The organism is Nocardia sp. NPDC050408 (genome assembly GCF_044458905.1).
Classification (GTDB): Bacteria; Actinomycetota; Actinomycetes; order Mycobacteriales; family Mycobacteriaceae; genus Nocardia.
In genome coordinates, this window is the sequence record NZ_JBITIL010000048.1 from 1 (window position 1) to 2,445 (window position 2,445).

The 2,445-nt window shown below is 55.5% G+C and carries 1 rRNA gene (only partly in view); it reads right to left on the reverse strand.

Features of this window, described 5'->3' with window-relative positions:
• Nucleotides 1–68: 68 nt before the first annotated feature.
• A 23S ribosomal RNA gene (locus ACIBJI_RS42440) occupies nucleotides 69–2,445 on the reverse strand (it continues 854 nt past the right edge of the window).

Below are 2,445 nucleotides of genomic sequence, written 5' to 3' on the forward strand. Positions count from 1 at the left end.
CTCGTGTCTGTCTTCTCGGTGATCTGTGTGTTGTTTCAGATACCGCACAGTGGACGCGTAGCTTCTTTGTTGGTAAGTCCTCGGCCGATTAGTACCAGTCACCTACACCCGTTACCGGGCTTCCAGTTCTGGCCTATCAACCCCATGGTCTGTAGGGGGCCTTAACCACTCGAAGGTGGTGAGAAACCTCATCTTGGAACAGGCTTCCCGCTTAGATGCTTTCAGCGGTTATCCCTTCCGAACGTAGCTAACCAGCAGTGCCCTTGGCAGGACAACTGGCACACCAGAGGTTCGTCCGTCCCGGTCCTCTCGTACTAGGGACAGCCTTCCTCAAGTTTCTGACGCGCGCGGCGGATAGAGACCGAACTGTCTCACGACGTTCTAAACCCAGCTCGCGTGCCGCTTTAATGGGCGAACAGCCCAACCCTTGGGACCTACTCCAGCCCCAGGATGCGACGAGCCGACATCGAGGTGCCAAACCATCCCGTCGATATGGACTCTTGGGGAAGATCAGCCTGTTATCCCCGGGGTACCTTTTATCCGTTGAGCGACACCGCTTCCACTTGCCGGTGCCGGATCACTAGTCCCGACTTTCGTCCCTGCTCGAGCTGTCACTCTCACAGTCAAGCTCCCTTGTGCACTTGCACTCGACACCTGATTGCCAACCAGGCTGAGGGAACCTTTGGGCGCCTCCGTTACATTTTAGGAGGCAACCGCCCCAGTTAAACTACCCACCAGGCACTGTCCCTGAACCAGATCATGGCCCGAGGTTAGAGGTCCAATACGATCAGAGTGGTATTTCAACGATGACTCCACCAACACTGGCGTGCCAGCTTCACAGTCTCCCACCTATCCTACACAAACCGTACCGAACACCAATACCAAGCTATAGTGAAGGTCCCGGGGTCTTTTCGTCCTGCCGCGCGTAACGAGCATCTTTACTCGTAATGCAATTTCGCCGAGTCTGTGGTTGAGACAGCAGAGAAGTCGTTACGCCATTCGTGCAGGTCGGAACTTACCCGACAAGGAATTTCGCTACCTTAGGATGGTTATAGTTACCACCGCCGTTTACCGGGGCTTAAATTCTCAGCTTCGCCATTACTGGCTAACCGGTCCTCTTAACCTTCCGGCACCGGGCAGGCGTCAGTCCGTATACATCGTCTTACGACTTCGCACGGACCTGTGTTTTTAGTAAACAGTCGCTTCTCTCTGGTCTCTGCGACCCAACCCAGCTCCGAGAGTAAATCTCATCACCAGACCGGGTCCCCCTTCTCCCGAAGTTACGGGGGCATTTTGCCGAGTTCCTTAACCACAGTTCTCTCGATCGCCTCAGTATTCTCTACCTGACCACCTGTGTCGGTTTGGGGTACGGGCCGTGTACCAACTCACTAGAGGCTTTTCTCGGCAGCATAGGATCACTGAATTCACCTCAATCGGCTACGCATCACCTCTCAGGCACATGAGACACGGATTTGCCTATGTCTCGCCCTACAGGCTTACACCAGTACAACCACTGACTGGCCCAGCTACCTTCCTGCGTCACCCCATCGCTTGACTACTACAGCAAGGGTCGTATGCAGCCACTTCCGGCTCCCCGAAGGGAGTCCATCCGCTTTTGGATACTTAGCACCACTGATTCGCCATTGGGCGCGGATACACGGGTACGGGAATATCAACCCGTTGTCCATCGACTACGCCTGTCGGCCTCGCCTTAGGTCCCGACTCACCCTGGGCGGATTAACCTGGCCCAGGAACCCTTGGTCATTCGGCGGACGAGTTTCTCACTCGTCTTTCGCTACTCATGCCTGCATTCTCACTCCCACAGCCTCCACAACTAGCTCACGCTGCTGCTTCCATGGCTGTAGGACGCTCCCCTACCCATCCACACCACTGCACCACCCCCCGTAGAAGATGGCGGATGTATTGTGTGAATGCCGCGGCTTCGGCGGTGTACTTGAGCCCCGCTACATTGTCGGCGCAGAATCACTTGACCAGTGAGCTATTACGCACTCTTTCAAGGATGGCTGCTTCTAAGCCAACCTCCTGGTTGTCTTCGCGACTCCACATCCTTTTCCACTTAGTACACGCTTAGGGGCCTTAGCCGGCGATCTGGGCTGTTTCCCTCTCGACTACGAAGCTTATCCCCCGCAGTCTCACTGCCACGCTCTCACACACCGGCATTCGGAGTTTGGCTGATTTCGGTAAGCTTGTAGGCCCCCTAGACCATCCAGTAGCTCTACCTCCGGTGTGAAACACGTGACGCTGCACCTAAATGCATTTCGGGGAGAACCAGCTATCACGGAGTTTGATTGGCCTTTCACCCCTACCCACAGCTCATCCCCTCAGTTTTCAACCTAAGTGGGTTCGGGCCTCCACGACGTCTTACCGTCGCTTCACCCTGGCCATGGGTAGATCACTCCGCTTCGGGTCTAGAACACGCGACTC